The organism is Paenibacillus sp. LS-5 (genome assembly GCF_056121505.1).
This window is the reverse complement of the sequence record NZ_JBWAVA010000002.1, coordinates 422,693-447,199: the sequence shown is the minus strand read 5'-3', so window position 1 is coordinate 447,199 and position 24,507 is coordinate 422,693. Positions and strand designations below refer to the sequence as shown.

At 49.7% G+C, this 24,507-nt stretch carries 27 protein-coding genes; 7 read left to right on the top strand and 20 right to left on the bottom strand.

Annotation, left to right across the window (positions count from 1 at the left end; all coding sequences use genetic code 11):
* Positions 1 to 5: 5 nt before the first annotated feature.
* From AC0MA3_RS05315 to AC0MA3_RS05280, 8 genes are all read right to left on the bottom strand, one after another.
* Entirely contained in the window at positions 6 to 980 is a 975-nt protein-coding gene (locus tag AC0MA3_RS05315; protein WP_379161771.1) for a sensor histidine kinase, read from the bottom strand.
* Between the two features lies 1 nt (position 981).
* A complete protein-coding gene (locus AC0MA3_RS05310) occupies positions 982 to 1,680 on the bottom strand; it encodes a response regulator transcription factor (RefSeq protein WP_379161768.1) in 699 nt (232 codons plus the stop codon).
* 235 nt (positions 1,681 to 1,915) lie between these two features.
* Positions 1,916 to 2,707 carry a TIGR00266 family protein gene (locus AC0MA3_RS05305; RefSeq protein WP_379161765.1) on the bottom strand — a complete coding sequence of 264 codons (792 nt, stop codon included), beginning with the start codon at positions 2,705 to 2,707 and terminating at the stop codon, positions 1,916 to 1,918.
* 233 nt (positions 2,708 to 2,940) lie between these two features.
* The gene (locus AC0MA3_RS05300) at positions 2,941 to 3,612 is read right to left on the bottom strand and encodes a YitT family protein (protein ID WP_379161762.1); all 672 of its coding nucleotides are present in this window, start codon (positions 3,610 to 3,612) and stop codon (positions 2,941 to 2,943) included.
* A gap of 338 nt (positions 3,613 to 3,950) precedes the next feature.
* A complete protein-coding gene (locus tag AC0MA3_RS05295; protein ID WP_379161759.1) occupies positions 3,951 to 4,451 on the bottom strand; it encodes a Crp/Fnr family transcriptional regulator in 501 nt (166 codons plus the stop codon).
* A 272-nt stretch (positions 4,452 to 4,723) separates the two neighbouring features.
* Positions 4,724 to 6,655 carry a PTS fructose transporter subunit IIABC gene (locus AC0MA3_RS05290; protein ID WP_379161756.1) on the bottom strand — a complete coding sequence of 644 codons (1,932 nt, stop codon included), beginning with the start codon at positions 6,653 to 6,655 and terminating at the stop codon, positions 4,724 to 4,726.
* A gap of 38 nt (positions 6,656 to 6,693) precedes the next feature.
* Complete coding sequence (pfkB, locus tag AC0MA3_RS05285) at positions 6,694 to 7,605, bottom strand: 1-phosphofructokinase (protein ID WP_474655415.1); 912 nt, start codon at positions 7,603 to 7,605, stop codon at positions 6,694 to 6,696.
* A 32-nt stretch (positions 7,606 to 7,637) separates the two neighbouring features.
* Complete coding sequence (locus AC0MA3_RS05280; protein ID WP_379161749.1) at positions 7,638 to 8,399, bottom strand: DeoR/GlpR family DNA-binding transcription regulator; 762 nt, start codon at positions 8,397 to 8,399, stop codon at positions 7,638 to 7,640.
* A gap of 389 nt (positions 8,400 to 8,788) precedes the next feature.
* Between AC0MA3_RS05280 and AC0MA3_RS05275 the strand changes: the two genes are divergently transcribed.
* Positions 8,789 to 9,082 (top strand): hypothetical protein, encoded by a 294-nt coding sequence (locus AC0MA3_RS05275; RefSeq protein WP_379161745.1) that lies wholly within the window; start codon positions 8,789 to 8,791, stop codon positions 9,080 to 9,082.
* Positions 9,083 to 9,108: 26 nt separating this feature from the next.
* Here AC0MA3_RS05275 and AC0MA3_RS05270 read toward each other — a convergent pair whose 3' ends face one another.
* Positions 9,109 to 9,582: a general stress protein gene (locus tag AC0MA3_RS05270; RefSeq protein WP_379161742.1), complete on the bottom strand. Its 474-nt coding sequence runs from the start codon at positions 9,580 to 9,582 to the stop codon at positions 9,109 to 9,111.
* A gap of 162 nt (positions 9,583 to 9,744) precedes the next feature.
* Here AC0MA3_RS05270 and AC0MA3_RS05265 point away from each other — a divergent pair, with 162 nt between their 5' ends.
* Positions 9,745 to 10,845, top strand: a complete 1,101-nt coding sequence (locus AC0MA3_RS05265) for an AI-2E family transporter (protein ID WP_379161738.1) — start codon at positions 9,745 to 9,747, stop codon at positions 10,843 to 10,845.
* Positions 10,846 to 11,238: 393 nt separating this feature from the next.
* Here the strand turns inward: AC0MA3_RS05265 and AC0MA3_RS05260 are convergent, their stop codons facing one another.
* The 4 genes from AC0MA3_RS05260 to AC0MA3_RS05245 form a co-directional block, all read right to left on the bottom strand.
* A complete protein-coding gene (locus AC0MA3_RS05260; protein ID WP_379161735.1) occupies positions 11,239 to 11,643 on the bottom strand; it encodes a hypothetical protein in 405 nt (134 codons plus the stop codon).
* A 31-nt stretch (positions 11,644 to 11,674) separates the two neighbouring features.
* A complete protein-coding gene (ung, locus tag AC0MA3_RS05255) occupies positions 11,675 to 12,343 on the bottom strand; it encodes a uracil-DNA glycosylase (protein ID WP_379161732.1) in 669 nt (222 codons plus the stop codon).
* A gap of 76 nt (positions 12,344 to 12,419) precedes the next feature.
* Positions 12,420 to 13,085 (bottom strand): ribonuclease H, encoded by a 666-nt coding sequence (gene rnhA, locus AC0MA3_RS05250; RefSeq protein ID WP_379161729.1) that lies wholly within the window; start codon positions 13,083 to 13,085, stop codon positions 12,420 to 12,422.
* Positions 13,086 to 13,233: 148 nt separating this feature from the next.
* Positions 13,234 to 13,809, bottom strand: coding sequence for a TetR/AcrR family transcriptional regulator (locus tag AC0MA3_RS05245; protein WP_379161726.1), 576 nt, complete (start codon positions 13,807 to 13,809; stop codon positions 13,234 to 13,236).
* Positions 13,810 to 13,898: 89 nt separating this feature from the next.
* Here AC0MA3_RS05245 and AC0MA3_RS05240 point away from each other — a divergent pair, with 89 nt between their 5' ends.
* From AC0MA3_RS05240 to AC0MA3_RS05230, 3 genes are all read left to right on the top strand, one after another.
* The gene (locus AC0MA3_RS05240; RefSeq protein WP_379161723.1) at positions 13,899 to 14,462 is read left to right on the top strand and encodes a hypothetical protein; all 564 of its coding nucleotides are present in this window, start codon (positions 13,899 to 13,901) and stop codon (positions 14,460 to 14,462) included.
* Positions 14,463 to 14,548: 86 nt separating this feature from the next.
* Positions 14,549 to 15,928 carry a metallophosphoesterase gene (locus tag AC0MA3_RS05235; protein WP_379161720.1) on the top strand — a complete coding sequence of 460 codons (1,380 nt, stop codon included), beginning with the start codon at positions 14,549 to 14,551 and terminating at the stop codon, positions 15,926 to 15,928.
* Positions 15,929 to 15,995: 67 nt separating this feature from the next.
* Positions 15,996 to 16,898 (top strand): manganese catalase family protein, encoded by a 903-nt coding sequence (locus AC0MA3_RS05230; protein ID WP_474655414.1) that lies wholly within the window; start codon positions 15,996 to 15,998, stop codon positions 16,896 to 16,898.
* Between the two features lie 91 nt (positions 16,899 to 16,989).
* Here the strand turns inward: AC0MA3_RS05230 and AC0MA3_RS05225 are convergent, their stop codons facing one another.
* The 5 genes from AC0MA3_RS05225 to AC0MA3_RS05205 all read right to left on the bottom strand — a co-directional run bounded on the left by AC0MA3_RS05225 (position 16,990) and on the right by AC0MA3_RS05205 (position 20,679).
* Positions 16,990 to 18,117: a DNA alkylation repair protein gene (locus AC0MA3_RS05225; RefSeq protein WP_474655413.1), complete on the bottom strand. Its 1,128-nt coding sequence runs from the start codon at positions 18,115 to 18,117 to the stop codon at positions 16,990 to 16,992.
* 190 nt (positions 18,118 to 18,307) lie between these two features.
* Positions 18,308 to 19,045, bottom strand: a complete 738-nt coding sequence (locus AC0MA3_RS05220) for a hypothetical protein (protein ID WP_474655412.1) — start codon at positions 19,043 to 19,045, stop codon at positions 18,308 to 18,310.
* An 8-nt stretch (positions 19,046 to 19,053) separates the two neighbouring features.
* Positions 19,054 to 19,728, bottom strand: coding sequence for a hypothetical protein (locus AC0MA3_RS05215; RefSeq protein WP_379161709.1), 675 nt, complete (start codon positions 19,726 to 19,728; stop codon positions 19,054 to 19,056).
* A gap of 43 nt (positions 19,729 to 19,771) precedes the next feature.
* Entirely contained in the window at positions 19,772 to 20,302 is a 531-nt protein-coding gene (locus AC0MA3_RS05210; protein ID WP_379161706.1) for a hypothetical protein, read from the bottom strand.
* Positions 20,303 to 20,322: 20 nt separating this feature from the next.
* Positions 20,323 to 20,679: a DUF3139 domain-containing protein gene (locus AC0MA3_RS05205; RefSeq protein ID WP_379161703.1), complete on the bottom strand. Its 357-nt coding sequence runs from the start codon at positions 20,677 to 20,679 to the stop codon at positions 20,323 to 20,325.
* A 152-nt stretch (positions 20,680 to 20,831) separates the two neighbouring features.
* Between AC0MA3_RS05205 and AC0MA3_RS05200 the strand changes: the two genes are divergently transcribed.
* On the top strand, positions 20,832 to 21,050 hold the full coding sequence (locus tag AC0MA3_RS05200) for a hypothetical protein (RefSeq protein ID WP_020428986.1): 219 nt from the start codon (positions 20,832 to 20,834) through the stop codon (positions 21,048 to 21,050).
* A 167-nt stretch (positions 21,051 to 21,217) separates the two neighbouring features.
* Complete coding sequence (locus tag AC0MA3_RS05195; RefSeq protein ID WP_379161700.1) at positions 21,218 to 21,415, top strand: hypothetical protein; 198 nt, start codon at positions 21,218 to 21,220, stop codon at positions 21,413 to 21,415.
* A gap of 80 nt (positions 21,416 to 21,495) precedes the next feature.
* Here the strand turns inward: AC0MA3_RS05195 and AC0MA3_RS05190 are convergent, their stop codons facing one another.
* On the bottom strand, positions 21,496 to 23,283 hold the full coding sequence (locus AC0MA3_RS05190; RefSeq protein WP_474655411.1) for an ABC transporter ATP-binding protein: 1,788 nt from the start codon (positions 23,281 to 23,283) through the stop codon (positions 21,496 to 21,498).
* On the bottom strand, positions 23,276 to 24,247 hold the full coding sequence (locus AC0MA3_RS05185) for a pectinesterase family protein (RefSeq protein ID WP_379161696.1): 972 nt from the start codon (positions 24,245 to 24,247) through the stop codon (positions 23,276 to 23,278). The genes AC0MA3_RS05190 and AC0MA3_RS05185 overlap by 8 nt, the downstream gene beginning before the upstream one ends.
* Positions 24,248 to 24,507 lie beyond the last annotated feature (260 nt).

Genomic DNA, 24,507 nt, shown 5'->3' with positions numbered 1-24,507 from the left:
ATAATTCAAAATATGATCCGAACCGTCGTCCCTTTCTCCACTTCAGAGGATATTTCCACTTGGTGCCCCAACTTGCCGCAGATCTGCTTCACCAAATACAGGCCCATTCCGGTAGACTCCTGAAAGCTTCGTCCATTCACGCCGGTAAAATAGGCATCGAATACCCGCGGCAAATCTCCAGGAGGAATCCCTACACCTTCATCCCGCACCTCAAGTACGGGTCTGCCTTGTTCCCCTTCATATCCATGAAAATATACAAACCTTCCCTCCTCCACTGTATACCGCAATGCATTGGTAATCAGCTGGGTCAGCACAAATGTCAGCCATTTCTCATCCGATGTAACGAATATACCATTATCCACAGAAATAGCAGGAAAAACACGTTTGCGGATAAACAGCCTTTTCTGCTCAGAGGTCACGCCCCTTACAATAGCCGAAAGTTCCAGACGCTCCACGTAAAAATCATGTTCGAAGGTGTCCAGACGGGCGGTGTAGAGCACGGTATCCAGCCCTTTTTTGAGCCGGTCCAGCTCATCGCCAATCGCTGTAAAAGGCGGTCCGTCTTTATCCTGAATAATGAGGTGGATGACAGACAGCGGGGTCTTCATGCCATGCACCCACTGGTTAATGAAATGGATATGCTCCTCCAGCTTGTGGCGGTAGCTGTGCAGATCATTCTGGTATAGGCGGAACTGATGGGCAAGTAAGCTACGCAGGCTCTCCGCCAGCGGAGTGCTCTGGGCAGGTCCGCCGGAGTCATCCAGTGAAGAAGGCAGATTCAGTAGTCGTTCGTAGAAGGAACGGTTGGAATAATAGCGGTATGCCAGATAGGCCAGCAGCAGACAGGTGCTGAGCAGACCCGCATATAAGCTAACATTCACTCCGCTGCCCCCGTCCAGCCGGTAGACCAGAGTGATCATCAGAAGCTGGGCCAGATAAATAACAATCAGCGGCATCTGTTCCCGCACAAAAAGCTTCATGCTAGACCTCCTCCCAGTTCTCGCACAGCCTGTAGCCTTGACCGCGCACCGTCTGAAGGCCGTCCGCGATATCCAGCGCCGACAGCTTTTTGCGTACCCGGGTCACGTACACATTTAATGTATTATCATCAACAAAAGCCTGGTCATCCCAGATTTTCTCCAGCAGCCGGTCACGGGTCACGATGGTGCCCGCCTTTTGCATCAGCTCATCCAGAATTTTGGCTTCGGTGTGGCTGAGATCAATTTTGGCGTTGCCCCGTGTCAGGACCAGACGCTCCACGTCGAGCATCAGCCCCGACACGGTCAGGCTGCGCTCCGTTCCGCCTCCGGCATAGGAGCCGTAGGCCCGGCGGAGATGGCTTTTAATTTTGGCGAGGGCAATCTCATAATCGAACGGCTTGGTGATATAATCATCTGCCCCGTTTTCGAGCGCCATCACCTGATCCATTTTGCCCTCCCGGGCGGAGATAAACAGGATCGGGCAGGTGGAGATCCCCCGGATTTGGCGGCACCAGTAATAACCGTCGAACCTGGGCAGGTTCACATCCAGCAGCACCAGATGGGGGGCATACTGCTCGAACTCCGTCCGAACCGCATCGAAATCATGCACAGCTTGCGTCTCATAGCCGAACTTATGTAAATAATCCTGGAGTAGGGTTACTAGTCCACGATCGTCTTCGATAATGAAAATTTTGAACATATCAGGCCTCCGGTTTGCAGTATAAGCCCGCTAAGGGGTTTGCCCCATAATATATACAGTCCCTGCATTGTAGTCAAATAAGGGCTGCGGCTATTAACGACAAGAATTGAATATGCCTGTATGATGTTGCGCAGCAGAACCTGCTCAAAAAAAGCCGCACACCGGATAAGATCCATCCGGCATGCGGCCTTTTAGCTATATAGAATAACGTCAACCAGCAAACTTTGCGTAGAGTCTATCTGCCGTCCAGCAAATTGCCTAGTCCGCCGAGAATGCTGCCTTCTTCCTTGCGGCCGGAATTGCCGGCAGCCGACAGAATACGATCCGCCATCCGGCTGAACGGCAACGACTGCACCCATACCTTGCCCGGCCCCCTCAGGGTGGCGAAGAAGAGTCCTTCACCGCCGAACAATGCGGTTTTTACACCTTTTACAAATTCAATATTGTAATCCACTGTTGAGGTCATCGCCACAAGACAACCGGTGTCCAGCTTAATCGTCTCCCCGGGCTGCAGCGTCCGTTCCATAACATAACCTCCGGAATGAACGAACGATAGACCGTCTCCTTCGAGCTTTTGCATAATGAAGCCCTCACCGCCGAAGAATCCTACACCCAGCTTGCGCTGGAATTCAATCCCGATCGATACGCCTTTCGCTGCACATAGGAAAGAGTCCTTCTGGCAGATAATCTTGCCCCCATATTGCTGAAGATCCAATGGGATGATTTTGCCCGGGTAAGGTGCGGCAAAGGTTACGCCTTTGCGGCCGTAGGAACCGCTGTGTGTGAAGACTGTCATGAACAGGCTCTCACCGGTCAGCAGGCGTTTGCCTGCGCCCATCAGTTTGCCCATCAGCCCGCCTCCGCGTGATCCTGTACCGTCGCCAAAAATCGTCTCCATCGAGATCTCCGGGTCCATCATCATGAAGCTGCCGGCCTCGGCAATCACGCTCTCCCCTGGATCAAGCTGAACCTCAACACACTGAATTTCCTCACCCATAATTACGTAATCAATCTCATGTGCACTCATTGTAATTCCTCCTAATAGTTATGTTCGCAATAAAAGCTGCTCCAAAGCTAATTCTCAGTATGCTATGTAATCCTATGATTGTACGATCGAGATATATACGCTCTCCGTACTTCGATGGTTTCAGTCCCCCTCCATAATCACACGAAAGGGCTGAACAACAAAAAAGGCCAGCCCGAATGTTAATCCGGCTGACCTTTCGCTTATCCCCGAATCAGGGGGCAATTGGAGACTCTTCACATTACTGTACCATCATGCGGCTTGCTTAGTGCGGGTTGAATTTTCGGTGCTTTGCTCAGCTTAGGTCTGCCAAGTGAGGTTGTAAACGTAATTACGTAGCCTGCAACGACTACAGCCATTACGGTGTACAGCGTTTCCTTGAGAGGCATGTAGAAAAGCGATAATGCCAGAACGATAACATCCATCAGGATAAATACGGTTCCTACCTTAATTCCCTTCCATTCACTGATCAGCAGCGACAAAATATCGTCACCACCGCTTGCCCCGCCGCCGCGCAGGACCATTCCCGCTCCTAGACCTGTCAGTACACCGGACAACAATGCCGCAACCGGCAAGTTATCCTGCAAGTTGATTACCCATCCGGAATAACGTTCCATCAGACTGTAAAATACCGTAAAGGCTCCCACAGAGATGAAAGTGTTGCATACGAACGTTCTTCCCTTGAAGATCATTGCGATTAAGAGTACTGGTATGTCTAAGACTAGAATAGACAAAGATGGCGAGATGCCTAATACATATTTGCCGAGCAGAGATAATCCTACGAAACCACCCTCGGTCAAATGGTTCTGATAATTGATGTGATAATAAGTAAATGCAAGCAATAATGTTCCGGACAAAATAACAGTTAGTCGAAGCGGCAATGCCATGCCACTGTCTTGTTTCCTCATACAGGTCTCCCCTTATTGTAGATGGCGGCTTAGACGTATTCCAAGCCTCTACGATGGGTCTGACCGGAGGAGGTGTTGCTCCTTCGCATACAATACTCCCTTCCCTCGTAGAGGCGGTTTCGTCAAATAACAACGGTACGCGCACTTTCTACAGGGAAGCTAAGTATAAGACAGATCATAACGTTTCCAAATCGTCCTTTGGGGAATCGTCCTTCGGGGACACATGGTATCCTGATCCTTTCTCTAATTTGATGTGTTCTGAATAGATTATACCACGCGGAGGGGCTTCTCTAAACACATTTCCATTAAAAAGCATCCAGCTCTTTGTAAAATCTGTGTCAGTCCGGGCTACGGAGCAGACGGTTTACCGTCTCACGCCTTACCCCGATCAGCTGGCCTATCTCCTCCTGTGTTAATAAATCTGTTAGTGCTGCGCCGTGTGAATACTCGCGAAGCCATCGTGACAGCAGCGCAAGCCGCTCTCCCGGAGTGCCTACCGTAAGGTGATCCAGGCGGGTCTGCATGAAACGCACCTTTTCTTGCAGCAGCAAGGCAATTTCCATGACTTTGTCCGGATTCTCACGCAGCTCGCGGTACCATTCCGCCGCTGGAATCAGCTCGACTTCGCTTTTCATCATCGCTACAGCCGTTCCATGCGCCTCCTTCGGTGAAATGAGTGAATGATGGGGGACCGTTTCCCCAGGGTACAAAAGATTGAATAATACAACGTTCCCATTCTCATGCAGCCGGGTTACCTTAAAGATTCCGCTCTTCACCTGAAACAGATTCACGCAGGGATCCCCTTGGCGGAACAAGACCTCTCCTTTATGCAAAATCATTCCGCTCTCTCCTTTATATTCCCAGTATGTATGACTCTATTCTACAAATTGCAAAGAAAGCCTGTCCAAAATCGCAGAACGGATACTATTTGTTCAAGTAATCATGGACCCAGCGAGTTCCAGCCCTTTAATTCACCCTAACATCTTGCAAGAGGGTAGGTCAAATCCGTCCGGGAGCAAAGTGTAAACTGTTGAATCTCACCTGACTGCACGGCGAAGAGGCTGCCCAGTAGCTAATGACTACGGGCAGCCTCGTATGAATTATGCTATGCTCAGCCGTTCTTCAGTGGCTTCTTCCACAGGCCAAGCGTCAAACCTGAGATCACAGAGCCGATCAGGACGGCCAGGATAAACAGCAAGGCGTTGCTGGACAGTGCGGCTACGAAAATACCGCCATGTGGTGCAGGAACGTTGATATTCCACAACTGGGTCAGACCCCCGGCAACGGCTGAACCTGCGATACAGGAGGTCAGTACACGCATCGGATCGGCTGCAGCAAAGGGAATGGCGCCTTCCGTAATGAATGACAGACCCAGCACATAGTTCGTGAGACCGGATTTACGTTCTGTTTCGGTAAATTTATTTTTGAAGAAAGTAGTGGCAAGGGCGATAGCCAGTGGAGGTACCATCCCTCCGGCCATAACTGCCGCCATCATCAATCCGTTGGTGTTGCCGCTGGAGGTAAATACTCCAATGGCAAATGTGTAAGCAGCTTTGTTGAACGGTCCACCCATGTCAATGGCCATCATGCCCCCGAGTACCAGACCCAGCAGAACTGCATTCCCTGTTCCCAGGTTGTTAAGTCCGCTGATCAGACCTTCATTTAGCCAGCTGAATACCGGATCGAACAGATAGAACATTATTCCGCCGGTAATCAGCAGACTGAACACCGGGTAGAGCAGAATCGGCTTCAATCCATCAAGCGTCTTGGGCAGCCCGGCAAAAGCTTTGCGGAGAATAATAACCACATAACCGGCCAGGAAACCGGCAGCCAGACCGCCAAGGAAACCGGCGTTAGAATTGAGGGCCATATATCCGCCGACCATACCCGGCATCAAGGCAGGACGGTCACCAATGCTGAGTGCGATGAAGCCGGCTAGAATTGGAATCAGGAAATGGAAGGCTCCGTCCCCGCCGCCAATGGTCTGCAGCAGTTTGACAATCGGATTATCCACACTTGCCACCTGCTCGAACAGGAACGAGATCGCGAGCAGAATACCGCCGCCGACTACGAATGGCAGCATATGTGAGATGCCGTTCATCAGATCCTTATAGATTCTGCTTCCGATGCTGCCGGATTTCATGGCCGGAGCCTCATCTCCGCTCCGTCCCTCGCTTCGATAGATTGGAGCTTCTCCCTTTAAAGCTTTGGTGATCAGTTCTTCGGGCTTGCGAATACCGTCACTCACCGGCCGTTGGAGCACTGGCTTCCCGGCGAAGCGCGCCATTTCTACATTTTTGTCGGCGGCAATAATTACACCGCTGGCCCGGGCGATCTCGTCCGGAGTCAGCACATTCTGGGCCCCTTCGGAACCATTCGTCTCCACCCGGATATTTACGCCCATTTCTTTGGCTTTTTTCTTCAGGGCATCTTCCGCCATATAGGTATGCGCAATCCCTGTAGGACAAGCGGTAACCGCAACTACAAAGCTTTGCGAATTCGGGTTGCCTACAATTAAACTTTCTGTAGCCTTTTTTGGGCTACCGCCAGTATCAGCTACTTCATTTGCCTGCGCCTCAGCTTCGGCTTCGGCTTGCTTGGCATCGAATAGGGCAACTACTTCGTCAGGCGTCCGTGCATTCATCAGCGCATCAATGAATTCGCTTTCAATGAGCAGCCTGGACAGTGCAGCCAGTGTACGCAGGTGCATATTCCCAGCTCCCTCTGGAGCAGCAATCATGAAGAACAGCTTCGCAGGCTCTTCGTCCAAAGAGGCAAAGTCTACACCCGCAGTGCTTTTTGCGAACACAACAGTAGCTTCATTGACTGCTTTGGTCTTGGCATGAGGCATGGCGATTCCCCCGCCAATTCCCGTGCTGGACTGTGCTTCACGAGCCAGTATCTTTTCCTTAAATAATACGGGATCATTAATCCGTCCGCTGGCTGCAAGGCTGGCGATCAATTCATCAATAGCCGCTTCCTTGGATACCGCCTGAAGGTTCATGATCATCGTGTCTTTTATCATCAGATCCGAAATTTTCATTACAATCCACTCCCTTAATCACATGTGTGCTGCTTGGTTTATACCTGTTCAATTACAATCTGTGTGCGAAGCTCCTCAATGAGTGCTCTCTCTGCCAGATCATCAGAGAATGCCGTCGCACTGCCACAGGCCACGCCAGTACGAAAAGCCTCCAGTATATCTCCCGTCATATATAAAGTTCCCACAAATCCGGCAATCATCGAATCTCCTGCCCCTACGGAGTTCTTCACCTTGCCCTTAGGTGCATTGGCAAAGAATACGCCTTGGTCCGAGATAAAAAGTGCCCCTTCACCCGCCATGGAGACCAGAACATAACGTGCTCCCGATTCCATCAATCTGCGGCCATAAGTGATAATCTCTTCTCTAGTGTGAATTCGGACTCCGAACAATTCGGCCAGTTCATGATGGTTAGGCTTCACAAGAAGCGGTTCCAGCGCAAGCGCATCTTTTAGTGCCTGACCTGTCGTATCGATGACAAACTCAGCCTTTTTATGCTTGCATATTGCAATCAGTCTGCTGTAAAAGGCTCCTCCCAGTGATGGTGGCACACTGCCCGATAAAACCAGAATGTCACCTGCTTGTAGCGCCTCCAGCTTAACCAGCAGCGCCTCCGCCTCATTATCCCGGATCGCAGGTCCGGTTCCGTTAATCTCTGTCTCTTCCCCGGCTTTGAGCTTGATATTAATCCGGGTATCATCATTTACCGTTACAAAATCACTTGAGATGTCCTCTTCACCCAGCCACTGCTCGATGTATCTCCCCGTAAATCCCCCCAGAAAACCGGTCGCCGTGTTAGGTACCTCCAGTGTGTTCAGCACACGGGAAACATTGATGCCTTTTCCTCCCGGGAGCTTGAGGTCGCGTGTCATCCGGTTCAGACTGCCAAGCTTCAAGTCTTTAACTTCCACGATATAGTCAATGGAAGGATTAAGCGTCACAGTATAGATCATGTTTATCCCTCTTTATTATGGTTTTCTTGTCCTTACACCAAGGTGTAGTCAAGGTCCAAGCCTTTCAGCCCGCGAATGAAGCCTTCAGGGGTCTCTCTATCCAGAATGCAGTGATCCATCTCCCGCAGGTCAGCTACCTTACAGAAGGAAACCTGCCCTATTTTGCTGTGGTCAGCCAGTAGAATGACTTGTTTGGCCACAGAGATCATTTTGCGCTTGGTTGCAGCTTCCAGCATGTTCGGAGTGGTGATGCCTTCACGTAAATCCAATCCGTTCGTACCCAGAAACGCTTTATCTACACGCACCATTTCCAGTGAACGTTCGGTCATCGGCCCTACAAATGCCAAGGTATCCTGCCGAAGCAGTCCTCCTGTAATCGAAACTTCGATATTGTGGCAATCCTTCAACTCATTCAGGGCGATCATGGAATTGGTGATGACCTTAAGGTTCGTGAACGCTCTCAGTGCTTTAGCAATTTGCAGTGTTGTTGTTCCGCCGTCCAGCAGGATAGCATCTCCATCTTGAATCATTTCTACAGCCTTTTGTGCGATTCGTTGCTTCTCATCAAGAAACCGGTCTGCCTTGTAAGGAACGGCAGCTTCAAAATTGACACTTTGCAGCGAAACGGCTCCCCCATGCGTGCGTTTCAGCAGCCGGGATTCTTCAAGCTCTTTCAAATCCCGGCGTACCGTGGATTCTGATACTTCCAGTTCTTGGCTAAGCTCCTGGACTGAAGCCCGGGTATTCCTTTCCACAAACTGAAGAATTATTCTTTTGCGTTCCTCTTCATACATGGGCGCTCACTCCTTGTGAACTGCGGCAAATTAATGATGAAACAATGTGTTTTTTATACGTATTAGCACTGGGCCAAAATGAGCAAATCGCATTTCATTGTTGACTGTTTGTGATTGTTTCTGCTCATTTATGAGTATAACAGCGTTTTCATTCATAGTAAAGCTTTTTTCTTCCCTTTATTTTTTCCTTTGAATAGCGTAGATATACGTTTTTCAAAGAGGAAAAATGGAATGAAAGCTAAAAATAACAGGTGCTCGATTTTGCTCATTTAGAGCAAGCAATCCTTTTGTCAAATAGGCCTTCTAAATATCGACCTGATTGCCTATTTCAACTCGGCACATTTTTACATATTTTATATTACACATGGAAAAAAGCAGGTGAACAGGAGATGGCTAATAACATTTACTTTGGATACGGGGACAACGCGAATGGCGGTAATAGCGGAAATACTGCCCCGGGCAACAAGGATACCCCTATCGAAGCTGAAGAATTGGATGCGGAAGACTATGCCATTATTGCAGCGGGACTAACGGCATTAGGGGATGTTTTCGCCTTTTTATCTCTTGTAAAAGCCAAACAGGCAGCCAAAGAAACAGGCGGCCAGGCCGCTATCAATCCCATTCTGTTCGTGCAATCCAGGAAAAAAAAAGCGGCGAAACGAAAAAACCGTTCACCGCGTTGAACTATTATATAATTGCCCATGTTTTCCTATAGAGTATTTAGAGGAATGGAGTGATGCTGCTCAAACAAGGAGCTCACCTCCTGCTGACTCTGTTCTTCCTCCAGAGCCACGATAACAATAACATGTTCCTTATCAGCATGCTTTGCATAGAGTCTCGCATCTTCCATTGGAATTCCGATACTGATGAGACTGATGTCAAGACCATCCCCATCCAGATCCGCCCCCGCCAATTTACGGGCTGCAGGCCCTGCTGCTACAGCACTATCATTCACTAGATCAAGACCTACACCGAGCTCTACAGCCGTTCCGAATAACCCTCCATTCCCCTCGCCGGCTTCTGTCCGGCCAATCCCAGTATCGTGGCTGATGATCTCCAGCGTATTCTTCTGTTTCGTTACAGCCGAGACCTGTTTCGACTTGATTCCATGTGCACACACGTCCTCAATAGCCAGGATGGCATCACTTTGATGTTCAAAAATCCCCAGAACCAGTTTCGTCACTATCATCCCTCCTGTTAATGCGATATTAACCGCTGCATTCGGTCCCTAAACCCCGGCTCAGATTTACACCTGCCGCTACCTGAATCAATCCCTCTTAATTCGGTTATAAAGATAGAATCGATACATAAATGCTATAATCGAGAGAATTAGGGGGGTGCTTCCTTGCTACAAAGCAAATATTTCAGAACATGCCTGGCTATTATTGCATTCTTGACAATACTGTATCTGGGCTCTAAAGTCTTTTTTCTCATCTCACCGCTGATAGCGATCTTCAACCTTCTACTTGTGCCGATGATGCTGTCCGGCTTCATGTATTATCTGCTGCGTCCGTTAGTCAATTTCCTGGAGAGCAAGAAGCTGAACCGCATGCTCTCCATACTGCTCATCTATGTCGCTTTCGCTGGTCTGTTTGTTCTTTTCTTGGCGCTGGTCTGGCCAACTCTGCGGGAGCAGATCCAGAATTTCATCGACAATACACCTTATCTGGTGCAGGGCCTGCAGGATCAGTTCACCAAGCTGCAGAACGACCCCACTTTCTCCCGTTTCTTCAAGGGGGATGCTGATGTGTCAGCAAGGCTCTCGGAATATTTAAACGATGCCATTACCTGGGTTAGCAATTCGATGACCAATCTGATTGGTGTCGTGTCTAGCATCGTTGTCGTGATTGCTACTTTGCCGATTATTCTCTATTACATGCTGAAGGATGGCCACAAACTCTCGCCGATTCTGCTTAGTCTGTCACCCAGAAAGTTCCGTAAGGAAGGACAGGATATGCTGATGGATATTGACAGTGCACTGAGCGGATTCATCGTTACACGAGTGCTGCTGAACGTGATCCTGGGAGCTTTGCTCTACATAGGATTCCTTATTATTGGGCTTCCTTACTCCCTGCTGCTTGCCATCATCTCCATCCCGCTTAACTTCATTCCGTATGTCGGCTCTCTGCTGGCTGCGGTTCCGGTTGTGATTGTAGGCTTCATCGAATCTCCGACGATGGCCATCTGGTCGCTGGTGATTATTGTAGTAGCCCAACAGATCCAGGATAATGTGCTGTCTCCCATTATTTACGGTAAATCACTGGATGTGCATCCCTTGACCACTGTAATTCTGGTTCTGGTCGGGGGCGATTTTTATGGCATTATTGGTGTGTTGATCGCACTACCTGTATATATGATCCTCAAAATCATTTTCCTGCGGATCTACGAGATTATCATCGCTGAACGGGTCGAAGATGTTGTCATCACCAAAGAAGAGCAGCTGTGACCTAAGCAACAATGGGATCACATCATTAAAAAAGGGACGTCTCATAAGCCATGAAATGGCTGGGACGTCCCTTATTGGAGTTTGTATAAATGATCCATAAACTTATCGTGTAATTGTATTCCATCTCGTAAAGACTGCTTAGTCTCTTGATCAATCAAATCCACTTCAAAGTTCAACTGACCATAACCATCAATCATTTCCATAATGCGATAAATCACTTGCCCTCCGAAATGATCTTATATTTGATCTAACCCTTTATTTTTTTGAAGAACAGCTACATGCTACACAAGCCACTGGGGACCAAAACACAAAGCAGCGTTCCTCCAATACAGGAGAATCGCTGCTTTGCTCACTTTTTGTGGTTTTAAGAATGAAGAAAACTGCCGTAACCCTTCACCCCCGGAGTGAACGCACAACAAAAACATAGCTGCCTTTTGGCAGATTCTGCCCATCCGCAAGCGTGACCGAGCCCTTGGTATGGGAAACAATTGTTGTATTGTAAGCAATCAGCTGATCGCCCTTCCAGACGGTAACCGCTGATTTGAAGTAGACTGCATTGTCGAATTGCTGGCGTTCTCTCATAACATAGCCTACTACATGCAGCGTTGGGGCCAAGGCTCTCTCTTTGGGGGCCAGAGCCTTGATGTACACAATGTCGCGAAAAGGCACCGCAATTTCCTGATGGCCAATGACGGCCACGGAAGCTGCCGGGTCCCATCTACGTAAAACACCCTTCATGATCGTATGGGGTTCTTCACCACAATACATAATAACCGGTCTGCCTACCCAATGCTTCATGGCTCCACCCCCTTCGCTGTATCCAAGTTATCTATATATTCGGTATGGACCAATCAATTCCCTGTAAGCCTTTCGACTCCAGATACTGGTTCGCCTGCGAAAAGGGATGGCTGCCCAGAAAACCCCGATGTGCTGAGAAGGGACTCGGATGCGGGGACTTAATCACAAGGTGGCGGCCGGGATCGATGTGGGTTCCTTTTTGCTGGGCATAACTGCCCCAGAGGATAAAGACCATCGGTTCCTTCCGTTCGTTCAGCTTCTTCATAATGGCATCGGTAAAGGTCTCCCAGCCGAGCCCTTTATGAGAATTAGGCTCTCCTTCCCGAACCGTAAGTACAGCGTTCAGCATCAGAACACCGGCTTCCGCCCAGTGCAAGAGCGAGCCGTGGTTCGGAACGGGCACACCCATATCATTGTGCAGTTCAGTGTAAATATTACGCAAGGAAGGCGGTATCCTGACCCCTGGTTTGACCGAGAAACTTAGTCCATGTGCTTGTCCCGCTCCGTGATAGGGGTCCTGCCCCAGAATTACAACCCTTGTCCTACTGTAAGGCGTCAGCTTTAGCGCCGAGAACAATTCATCCTGAGGCGGATATACTGTCTCCACTTTGTATTCTTGTGCCAGTGTGTGGCGCAGCTCCTGAAAATAAGGCTTCTGTATCTCGTCCTGCAGGATCTCATCCCAATCGTTGCCAAACATGATGTTCCACCCGCTCCCATACGTGTATTTCATTCATTACCTGATATTACCCAAAATATAGCTGGATTCCGGCAGTTTATTTGCGCCTGTAATCCGCCTTGATCTCGCCCCACTCCTTGGTCTGCCACTTGAGCACCTTGTTCTTGTATGTATTCGTCTGCAGCCAGCGTTCCGCGCGGTCAATCAGAGTCCAAATTTCCTCTGTAGAAGCATCGCGCGGCAGCGTGGTGGCGACCTTCTTTTGCTTGACCCACTTCATCGCATTCATGGAATCACTGTAAATCGTGCGGCTGCTCCCTTCCTTCTTCAGCAGAGCCAGCGCGTGGACGATCGCCAGAAACTCACCTAGATTATTGGTGCCTTTCTTGATCGGTCCGCAGGAAAAAATGAGTTCACCGGTCTGTGTGTCCACCCCTTTATATTCTACAGGTCCGGGGTTGCCCCGGGTTCCCACATCCACGGAAATACTGTCATAATCAATCTCCGCCGAAGTCTCAGCAGCAGTGATGCTGCGCTTAAATGCATTTGCGGATTTGCTCTTCCCTGCAGCCGAAGCTGAAGCCCCGGTTCCCCAATTCCCTTTCCAGCCTGCCTTGTAGGCGGCGTCCGCCTCAGCTCTGGATTCGTAGGATTTATACTTTGCTCCCGTATAATGATCCGTTTGTGCCTGGCATTCTGCCCATGTCCCGTACACTCCCGGCTGCTTGCCTTCCCATACCACATAATATTTCTGCTTAGCCATTGAACCTGGCCCCTTTCTGCCGCTTTACAATTCAAAATAATATTGTAATCCAAACTGCGGCGAGTTTGAAGTTAAAAAATAAAACGGCTACCTCCGGTACATCTGTGGATAATATACCGGCTATGGGTTCATAATATCCCCATGGTAATTAATCCAGTAGCGCAAGCGTGGTGTCAACAATGCTCTGCAGCTTTCTCTTATCCGTTGTGGTTTTGACCATTACCCGGAGACCCACCAGTGCGTTATGCAGGAATACAGCCAGATCTGCCGCTTGATGACGTCCGGAGATTTCACCGTTTGTCTGCCCTTTCACTACCAAACGTTCAAAAAGCTGTTCCGTGTGCAGAAAAGCCTCATTCACTTTGGAGGTTGCCGCAGGATCATGATTGGCCAGTTCAACCGCTGTATTCACCAGCAGGCAGCCTGCAGGCTCTGACTCCTGCTTATGGATAATTGCTTCAAACAATAACCGGATGGCTTCCTTGGCGGAGTCCACCCCTTCAACGCGCCCCTCCATCTTGCTGGTGGTCATATCTGCAAACCGTTCCATCGCTTTTATATATAAAGTGTGCTTATCTCCAAAAGTGTCGTACATGCTCCGCTTATGAATACCCATACCGGTAACCAAATCCTGCATGGAGGTCTTCTCATATCCCTGTTGCCAAAATACGTTCATCGCCTTGCCCAGCACGTTATCTACATCAAACTCTTTGCTTCTGGCCATCATCAGGCTCCTTTCTGCGCCAATTCTACCATTTATAGAACGTTCGGTAAATATTATACCCTAACTCAATACCCAAGGAGGATATTCACATGAAAAAGCTAGCAGCCTTAGCGGCGGTATTCGTTCTGACCTTGCTTGTCGGATGCGGAAATTCATCAGACAACAATAATAAGGCTGGCACTAATACGCCAGCTAACAACGGAACCGCCAGCACCGCCACTGCCGCTCCAGATGCTGTGACTTCAGCTTCCGTCGTAGACAACGGAGAAGATTTCAAAAAAGCGATCAGCAAGGACGGCACCTGGATTGCCGCAACTCTTAAGGATCTCACCTTCACAGAGGCTCTCGTCGTCGACGGCCAATTCATCAACAAAGATAAACCTGCACGCAAGATCGCACTGTACACACAGGATGCGGATCATAACATCACCAACTCTTTTACCCTGACAGCTCCCAAAATCACCATTAAAAGCGAGAATGCCCGCATTCAGGGCGGCACCTTTGTGGGAGACGTATATGTAGAAGCTAACGGCTTCAGTGTCGTGAATGCAACAATCGAAGGCAATGTCTATTTCTCCGATGAAAAATACCAGGCCACCTACAGTGCATCGGACCAGGGAAAAGTAACGGGTGTAACCGAAGTACAAAAATAATAATAGGGTTCCTTCTAAGGTGTTTCTCTAAAGGCTTGATGCCCGGAGAAGCACCTCTTTACTGCTTATGGAGAAAAGAGGCTATCATGCACATTTCATTCCGAGGGTTGGTGCTTGTTCCTGTTCTTCTCGTTCTGGCTTCATGCAGTGGACTGGAGACTAAGCTGCCACAGTACCGGATTCAATCGGGTCAGAATCTGACGATTATGACGACCACAGATACACACTACCTGTCCAAGAGCCTGACCGACTATGGCCCGGCCTTCAATCAATTCCTCGCCGCCGGAGACGGCAAGCAGTTAGGCTATAGCGAAGAACTAATTAGTGCACTTGGCAATGATATTGCAATGAGGAAGCCGGATGTGCTTGTTATTAGCGGAGATCTTACCAATAACGGGGAGAAGCGGAGTCATCTGGATTTGGCAAAACATCTGAATACCATAGAACAGAACACCGGAATACAGGTATATGTTATTCCCGGAAATCATGACATTCGAAATCCTTGGGCACGCAAATTCAAGGGCAACCGTCAAATCCATGTGGATGATGTCAATCCGAAGGAATTCCGCAGCCTCTACCACTCCTTCGGATACGGTGAAGCCTTGCTGGAAGATAAAGACTCCCTGAGTTACCTGGCAGCCCCCTCTGATGATCTCTGGCTGCTTATGCTTGACACCAGCCGGTATGCCAATAACAAAGAGCTTGGGCACCCCCAGCTCGATGGAAAAGTATCCTCCACCACATTGCAGTGGATAGGTAAATGCGGGAGGTTGGCGGAAGGTAGCAGGGCACAGATTGTAGCGGTCATGCACCACAGCCTGCTGGATCACAGTGAATATATTCAGGAGGGATTCACTGTGAATGACAATATATCTGTGATCGAAGCGTTGAAAAAGAACGGTATTGCTATTGCACTCAGCGGCCATATCCATATACAGGACATCAGCGAGAATAGCGGAGGCGGCACCCGCATTTATGATATCGCAGATAGCGCCTTATCCGTGTATCCTCACCAGTATGGCATGCTGCAATATTCTTCTGTGAATCATACATTTGACTACAGCACCTTCAAGCTGAATATGGAGCTGTGGGCAGCGTCTTCAGGCAGCAAGGATAATAATCTGCTGCACTTTAGCACCTACAGTAAGCAGAATTTCATCAAGCGTTCCTCTACCCGGATCTATGCTCAGCTCTCGGAGGATGACGCTTATGACAAGTATTCAGAAGAGGAGCTTCAGGTTATGGCGGATCTGGTGGGACGGCTCCATGAAATACATTTTGCCGGTACAGCTAAGACTGACATTCCAGGTGTGGTCACTTCTGACGGCTTCAAGCTGTGGCAGAACGCACCCGCAGGCAGTCTCAAAAGTTATGTGCTTGGAATGGCCAATCTGGCCCCCAAAGACAATCAGCAGCTGCATATCAAGCTTCCATATCGGTACCAGACCATGTTTAAGAATAGATGATTACGTTTAAGATAAGGCTGGTAGGATTTACAAATTCTGCTGTAGCGCTAAGGAGGATGACTATTCAATGTTCAAACGCATGGATGAGATCATGATCGAGATTCCCGAAGTCGAGAAGCCAGACCCTAATGCCGCTGCCGCCGTTCAAGAACTGCTTGGAGGAAAGTTCGGCGAGATGTCTACACTTAACAATTATCTTTATCAATCTTTTAACTTCCGATCCAAAGACAAACTGAAGCCTTTCTACGACTTGGTTATGAGTATTACTGCCGAAGAGCTGGGTCATGTCGAGCTGGTATCACATGCTGTGAATAAATGCCTCAGAGGCTCTACTTCCTATAAGGAGCCTGACTCTACTCCACTGGATGCTGTTAAGGATGCCCGTTTGTCCTACCACTTTCTAGCCGGAGCCCAAGGAGCGATGCCTTTTGACTCTATGGGCAATCCGTGGACCGGAGCCAATGTGTTCAACAGCGGCAACCTGGTGGAAGACCTGCTGCACAACTTCTTCCTGGAGTGCGGAGCAAGAACGCATAAAATGAAGGTCTATGAAATGACCGATCATCCGGCTGCACGCGCCGTCGTTGGTTTCCTGCTTGTTCGCGGCGGTGTCCATGTGGTGGCTTATGCCAAAGCTCTGGAGATTGCAACCGGCGTCAATGTCACCAAGCTCGTACCTATCCCCTCCCTCAGCAATAAGTCTTTCAGTGAGGCGGCCAAATATGAAGAAAAAGGGGTGCACACCAAGCTGTATACATGGAGCGACAAGGACTTCAGCTCCATTGATCAGATCTGGAAAGGCACCCATCCGGAGGACGGACTTCCGCTGGAGGTCATTCAGGGTGTGCCGAAAGGCGTACCTATCTCTGAAGCACCTGAATCCAAGGAAGAGTTCGCACCGGGTATCTCTGCTGAGGAATTCAAGGAAATCGCCAAACGGCTCAAGATGGCTGGCAATATTAAGGAATAACTTACATTACTGATTAAACCAGAAAAAGCGGAACCCTGCTACTAAGGGCTCCGCTTTTTTTCTGTGTACACGATTAACCATATCCCCCTACTCATTTCGGTAGATCTCCATGATCTTGCGGTTTCAATAAAAGCACTGTAGATGCGGCTTCACGACCGTTCACCAACAGCGTTAGAGTGTGCTCTCCCGCATAGTGGCGGCGGGTGGTCAGATCTGCCCAACGGTGGGTCCTTTTGCCAGTCAGCCTGGTGCCGCCAGGAACCGTTTTGTCGGAGAGCAGGAACAGCTTACGCGAGGTCTTGCCCCCGGCCTTCACGAAATCAATACCGTATTCTACTCGTATATGGGCCGCTTCTCCCTCACGGATGTCAAGGGCATACGCCAGCTCACAGCTGTCGCCTATGTGCAGTTCCGCTGGTTCAACTGACAGGAAGGCGCTGACGGCAAGAGGAGTCTCGTTCTCCTGGCTTGCATATCCAAAGAGGGCCATAATCTCAGGGTCCGCTTGGCGGATCAGTGTACGGCAGCCGTGGCGCACGATCCAGTCCGTGTGCGCACTCACTCCTTTCCAGCGCCGTGCGATATCAATCACGACCGCGGGATGGTCCTTGGCAATGTCATTCAAATGGTTCGCAACGCTCTTGCGCACATACAATGATGGGTCATCCTTCAATTGCTCGAGCACCGGCAATACCGGTGACGGGTCACGCTTGAACATGGGCAGCGCCTGACCCCAGGGAAGACGGGGCCGGCTGCCCTCGCTGGACAGCCGCCGTACATGCTCATTAGGATGCCTCGTCCATTGCAGCATCTGCACCATCACTCGCTTCGGGTCACGCAGAAGAAATGGACGAACGGCGAATTCCGCTGAAGATTTGGGCGTAAAGCGCTCCAGCGCTGTCATGGATAGCTCAAAGTGTTCATCACTGCCTCCATATACCTCGACGAAATCGGGGAAGATCAGATAAGGGAAACCTACACATTCTTCATCTATCGCAAACAGAATTTCGAGGGCTTCCTCATACCGGAGGGGCAAAAATGCACCCATCGTCTCCGTGATCCGCCGCATCCGGCCTTTAAGCTCCAGCGTCTCCCAAGGGTCCCGCATTGCTGTTGTGACAAAACCCTCAAGGTCAAAATCGCTGTATACATTCTGCACCTTCGAGCCGAAGTTTCGCAGAAATCCCTCATTGTACATTGCTTTTAAAGGTTCTGCCATTGTTGTCTCCTCCTGCCGGTTCTCTACCGCATTTTCCTTTTCAATATAGCTAGGAAATCGTAACACAACTAACCGGACAGCTTTATGTCATATTCGCTTTGCAGACTTATATAATGCTTCGACCCCGTGCTGTTTCTGGCTCAGTCTACCTGGTGTGATTATCTCATCTTTTCAGCTCTTTCATTCACTATTAATGTGCTTTTGCAGTCCCAGCCAGCCCGTTTCCTGTCTCATTGTCCTCTTCCTCCATTAAAGGAGACACCGTCCACATCGAAGCCAGCTCGATTACATCCTCTTCATTAGGCACTCGCCCGCCTCCGGAAAAGGAATCCGAAAATACTAGATCATTAGCTGTCTCTTCTTCCGTAAGTTCGCCCTCATCCATAAGCGTTTCACCGGATTCTCCTACATACCCGTAAGCCCGGATTATCTTTCCCTGCATACCCTTAATCCAAGCATGATATTCGACAACACGATGTGTTCCAAAGTAATAGGCCTTACCAAATTGGGCGCTTAGCCGTTTAACCACTTCTCTAGGATTATCCTCACCAGGCACACCCAAATCTGCCATGTGAGAATTAACCACCAGGGTCCAACCTTTGACCGGAGGTGAGAAAAAATAATAACCAGTATAGGCGCCCGCAATCCCCGTCTGCCAATTCGCCGTTTGCAGATCTTCTAGTCCGAACGATTGGGCCACCGCCTCCGTATCCGTTGTTTTAACCGCATACCACTGGCATTTATAGCCGAAGCTCACTGGATGATCAGGTCTTGCATCAAAATCCATATGCTCAGGAATGTTTATCAGCCTGTTGATCTCCTGCTCTGCCTGCTGCTGTACTACTCCAGATGAAAGGATATCCCGCCTTACCGAGCGTAAAGAGACAACAGCAAGAACAAGGACAATCAAGATAGTTGCTACAACCACAAGATTCCTCATACTGTCGCTACCAGCCCGTCTGCTCCCGCAACCACAACACCACCGCTTTTCAAATCCACAATGCGGCTTCTTGTGTCGGCCTTGGAAATGTATAGCGGTTGGCCGTTTGCATCTATACAGTAGGAAATGGGAATAGACACTCCACAGTTCCGGTATGAGCCATCAGCATGACTGGTTCCGACGATAGGACATTTATATCTCAGTGCAATTCGTGCGGCTTCTTCTGTCCACAAGGCAAACTGTTCCTCACTGAACATCCCCACTCCAATCGGATGGGCTATGAAATCCAGAGATTCGGCTTGCCCCGCAAGCCCGCTCAGACCCTGCAAAATCTCCACACACAGCAGATAACCGATCTGAATCCCTAAGGCGTCAACCACGGAAGGAGCATACAGCCCCCCTTGCATCGGAGACTTCGCCCTTTCGAGCAGAATCTCTCCGCCGGGACCGATCATTAACGCCCGGTCCTTGTTATTCTCATCTTTATAGCTGGTAATTATCAGCTTGCTGTACTGCCTGGCAAGAGTGCGAAGGGTCTGAACACCGTCCTGATCCGTCACATATCCTTCGGGGTAGAGTACTGCATCGTAATGCGCGGACCACTGCCGCAATTCTTCATGCAACTTCAACAAACCAGCTTCGTGGACTGGCTGAGAGACCAGCAATCTCATCTTCATTCCTCCATAAAATTTGCTCCTACCTGCCAGAAATTCTTCAGTTCAATAACGCTTCCACTTCATCGATGCCCCTCTTCGCTCTGCTGTTCAGCCCCCGTTTATCTTTGAGACCCAGGTGCTCCAGCTCATGGCCTGGATCGGCCACCAGCGGCTGCCCGGCGACGGATTGCAGCAGCTCTGCGGCAGCCCGGCAGGCGCTGAACAGTTGCTCGCGGGACAATACTTTTTTATGGGAGCGGATAATGCCAACCAAGTTTTCGGCGAACAGCAGCCTGACAATACTGTCTGCGCTCATTAGATTACGTGAAGCGAACGCAACGGTCTTTTCCACGATTACAGGATTCGGATATTGCTTGGAAAGTGCTTCGAGCGCAGCCACCGCCTCCCAGTCGCGGATCGACAGCTGCTGCAGATATCCTGCAGTCAGATCTTCTGCCCATAGCTGTTCTGTTTCTTTGCCGACTTCGAACTGCTTGTACTGCTGCAGCACACCTTCACGGTGCATTTGTATAGGGCTACCCAGATAACGGGTGAACAGCTCCCTGGCTTGTTCGGTGTTATTTTCCATGCTGTTACCACCTATTCTTGTCATTCATCCAGAGGAACGTAATGCTTCAGATTCTTCTCCGTGACTCCTTGGTCCAAGCCTTTCCGGCAAATCTCGCAGCTGAATTGTACCACCCCGTCGTGTGCAAAATAAGTATACTCTACCTCAGGCTCATCTCTAAACCTGACACGCACAGCAAACGGAGGTGCCTTTATGGTCCATTCCCCTTTTACCGAAGCGATTTCATCCCGGGCATAGCCCATTTCTTCAGTCAGGTAGGTTATCACCCTGTGGGCATAGACAATGGTGCCGACCCTTACATAAACTATGGGAGTCAGCACGAGGAGCAGTCCCAAAACGGTCAGTGAAATGACAAGTGTCTTTATTGCAGCGCTCAACCATTTCTTCCTCCTTCATTTGAAAACCAAGCGTTACTTTCACAAATATTGCAATTTAAATCTTGTTTTCAAAATGCTAAGGCTGTCGTATTATAGATAAAAAGCTTTTGGCAGCAGGCCGCGCTAAAGCGAACGAACGGAGGAATGTCCCCATGCCACAGACACTTGTTAAAAATGTTGATTTTTTTGTCGCCGCACTGTCGCAGACCTATGTGTCCGCGTTACAGCTGGATCCTGACGGGATGTATTCCCAGGTCGGTATCGGAATCGTAGAGAAATTTGCCGAAGACTACGTGCGCCTCAAAAGATTTGACGGCAGTGTATCCCATTATGACCGGGAAATCACCAAATTCCAGCATAACAAAGCCTAACCCCAATTTATTACATTTGACCCCAATCATAAAGCCCTGTTTTCTTCAATTGAAAAGCTCAGCTCCCTCTATTCCTGGTTCAGATCTGCCCATATGGTTTACTCGTTACATAAGACGGGCCTTATGGACATACCCTAACTTCAGAAGCATGGAAAGGAATGAGAAGCATGAGTGACAAAGAGAAATTCGAAGACAAACGAACCCCCGGTTTTGTTCAGATTCCTGATGCTAGCAGACCCGGAAAGCCGGCATCTACAGACAACCTGGAGACAATCGTCGGAGGCATTATGGATAATGTGCAAGAGACGCTTACTGGAGATTCTCCCAAGGAATCCAGTAAGAAGGATACACTCAAGGACGAGTAAATTTTTACTGAAAAAGCGGACACATGGCAGGGAGCATGTGTCCGCTTTTATTGAGTATACAGGCCCCGCGGCAAGTGTGATCAGCCCTGCATCTGCTTCAGCTCGTAGAATGCACCCCGGCGGCTCATCAGTTCTTCGAACGTGCCGACCTCGGCCACCTGACCATCCTTCATCACCACAATGCGGTCTGCATCCCGGATGGTTGACAGCCTGTGGGCCACGATAAAGGTGGTCCGTCCACGGATCAGCTCCCGCATTGCTTTTTGTACAATGAATTCGGAGATGTTGTCCAAGGCTGATGTCGCCTCATCCAGCAGAATAATCTCGGGATCACGGATCATGGCCCGGGCGATGGCAATCCGCTGACGTTGCCCGCCGGATAATTTGCCGCCATGCTCACCGATCAGCGTATCCAAACCTTGCGGCATCTGGGCAATAACATCCTCCAGATTGGCCATACGCACCACTTCCAGCAGCCGCTCTTCCGGAACATCAGTAAGACCAAAGGCGATATTGCTGCGGATGGTGCCTGAGAAGAGCAAGGTACTCTGAGGAACCACCGCGAGTTTTTGCCGGTACGTCCGCATCTCCAGCTCATCCATCGGATGCCCATCTACCAGAATTCTTCCGCCAGTCGGCCGGTAAAAGCCAACAACCAGATTAAGCACCGTAGATTTGCCTGCTCCCGACTCCCCTACTAAGGCAATGCACTCTCCAGCCTGTACATTCAGACTGAAATCTTTCAGTACATGCTTATCCGTATCCTTGTAATGAAACTGCACACTTTTGAATTCATACGTCCCCTGAAAGGAAGTCACTTCTGTATTTCCCTGGTACTCCTCAATCTGGGTGGAGGTCAGAACCTCAGCGATAGAATGCATTGACTCGAAACCCCGGGCAAATTGCGGATACACGGCCAGCAGACTATTGATCGAAGCGAGTATCGTGGAGAAAAAGCCCTGATACATCACGACATCACCGACCTGAATCGTTCCTCTATAAGCCAGAATGCAAGTAAACCCTAGGCACATAAGCTGAAACAAAGTGAACACCACCCAGCTGGACGCTCCGAACAAAGCTTCCGTAATATCCAGGCGGTATCCCTTGCCCTTCAGCTCCGACAGCGTCAGATCCACCTTGCCGATCTCCACCTCTTCTAGTCCATGCGCCCGGGTCACGGGAATCATCTCCACCGTCTCCGCTACCTGACCGGACATGCTCTCGATCTGGCGGCGGAATTCGCGGTTCCGGCTGCGGATTTTCCCGCGAAAAAAGGTAATCAAAAGCACTCCGAACGGAATCACCAGTACAAAAAACAAAGTGACCTGCAGGCTTTTGAAGGCGGTAATCGTAATCGCAATCAGTACATTCGTCACCGCAGGCATGAAGGAATACATCATTTGCTTGGACAGCGTCTCAATGGCCTCCACATCACGAAGAACCTTAGACTGCAGACGTCCGGCTCTCAGATCACTGTGATAGGTCATCGACAAATGCTGAAGCTTGCGGATCAGCGTCCCCCGGAGCCCTGCTTCCACTTGGCGTGAGGATCTGCTCATAAAGCTCACATGAATATAAGCAGAAGGGATATTTTGCAGAATCACAACAGCGACAATGATCATATCCATCCATAACCAGTGCAAACTTCCGTTCTTGCTGCTGCTAAGGTGATTGATGATATCGGCAGTAATGACGGGGATGACCCAGGTCGGTGCATGCTTAAAAATATAGAACAACAAGGAGACCAGCAGATTCAGCCGCATCCCGCTGTACAGCTTCAGCAGCATATGAAAAGGCCGCTCCTGCTGCATCCCGCCCTCCATGAACAGGGCTTCGAAGTCGGGTAAAGTCTCTGCTGTCCTAACCATGGATTCCCTCCCTCTTCCAAAAATCCGTGCCGGCAAAAATCTGAGATTTACCCGGTGCCTTCACATTTACATCAGGCAACCGTGCCCAAGCTGCACGCTGCTTCCGCAAGGGATCATCACCCGCCAAGCCATATTCGCAGTAACGGACTGTCCCTTCATGACGCGGATTGTTCCAGTTATCCCAGCCCCGGGGATCGATATGTCCGCCGTAGCGGCAATTCACCAGTTCAGTCCGGGCGAACCCGCGCCAAGGCCGTCCGAGGTAGACTCCAGTAACGCCCGGATCAGCCGTTAAGAAGCACTCACTGAAAATATAACCGTATTCCTGCCCCTCAGGCGTGGATGCCGCCGTTATATATCCTTCACCCTGGCCGTAATGCGGCAGACTGCGGATTTCACAATGTTCAAAATAGGCCGCCGCTCCGCCAAAAATAAAATCCACTGTTCCCTCAATATAGCAATGGGTATAGAGCTGGCGGCAGCGTTCGTGGCGCTCCTTCAAGGGGATGCCTCCGAAGGGTTTTCCATCCTTCGTAGCTGGAGGTAGCGGTCCCGTAAACAGGGTATCCTGATAACCCTTAAATGTGCAGTTACGGAAGACCGTCTCATCACAATGGGCGTATACCGCCACTGCCTGCCCAATGTCTGTTCCCTGCCCGGCCGTATTGGCAACCGTCAGATTCTCCACCACCAAGCGGCTTCCCCCGAGAAAAAGCGTCGGAGTGGCAAAGGTGGTAATCTCTTCTCCTGCAGCGTCCAGTTCCTTGGCATACCGGTTCATGGTTATTTCCACGTCTCCTATACCAATAATCCGCAAATGGGAACGGTATATTCTTACCGCCTCCTCATATACACCTGACAAAATATACAGCGTCTGTTCTTCATCCTCCGGCTGAGATTCCAACGCGTGTACAGCTTCCTGAATGGTATGAAAATCGCAGAAATCTTCTTTTCCTACCAGCATCTATTCTTCCTCCTTATCAATCGGCTTCGTTGACAGGCCCGGCACATAAGCGCGCATGGACTCGTGTTCTCCCTAGACCTCAAGGAAAGCGCATTCAGAAATACAGGAGCGATCGCCCACCCTCAATGCCCGGCTATGGGCAAGCAAATAGATTATAGCGCCAGATGCGGTAAACTGCCACAAAAATTTTAACGTGTGCATTTTAATAATTCCTTGACTTGACCGTGTGTAGATCGTACACTGAAATCGTTAACAATTCT